The sequence below is a fragment of the Nitratidesulfovibrio oxamicus genome (genome assembly GCF_015731765.1).
GTDB classification, from domain to species: Bacteria; Desulfobacterota; Desulfovibrionia; order Desulfovibrionales; family Desulfovibrionaceae; genus Cupidesulfovibrio; species Cupidesulfovibrio oxamicus.
On record NZ_VRYY01000788.1, the window covers coordinates 1 to 539 of the forward strand.

General features: G+C 74.2%; 1 protein-coding gene. It reads left to right on the forward strand.

The features are described from left to right. On the forward strand, positions 1–539 hold a 539-nt coding region (locus FVW20_RS18535), incomplete at both ends, for a spermidine synthase (protein WP_196610726.1).

The following is a 539-nucleotide window of genomic DNA, read 5'->3' on the forward strand; positions in this document are numbered from 1 at the left end:
GGCCTCGTTGCTGGCGCACCCCCGCGCGCCGCTGGCCCGGCTGGCCCTGCTGGCCGGGGTGGGCGCGCTGGCCTGGGCCTCGCACGCCTACGCCGCCTTTGCGGAACGCTATTACGGGGTGCGGGTGACCGAAACGCCGTACAACCACATCCGGGTCCACGACGCCACCCAGGCCGGGCGGCCCCTGCGCCTGTTGGTCACCGATCCGGGCCGTTACCAGTCTGCCGCCTATCCCGACGACATGGCCGAACTGGCGCTGCCGTACACCCGCTTCTACGCGCTGGGGCCAGCGATGGCGCCCGGCGCGCGCCGGGTGCTCATGCTGGGCGGCGGCGGGTATTCCGTGCCCAAGTGGCTGCTTTCCGGGCGGGCCGGGCTGAACGCGGATACGCTGCGGGTGGACGTGGTGGAACTGGACCCCGGCATGACCGGGGTGGCCCGCCAGCACTTCGGCCTGGCGGACGACGCGCGGCTGCGCATCTTTCACGAGGACGCGCGGGCCTTCCTGAACCGGCGGGCGCAGGCCCGGGCCGGGCAGG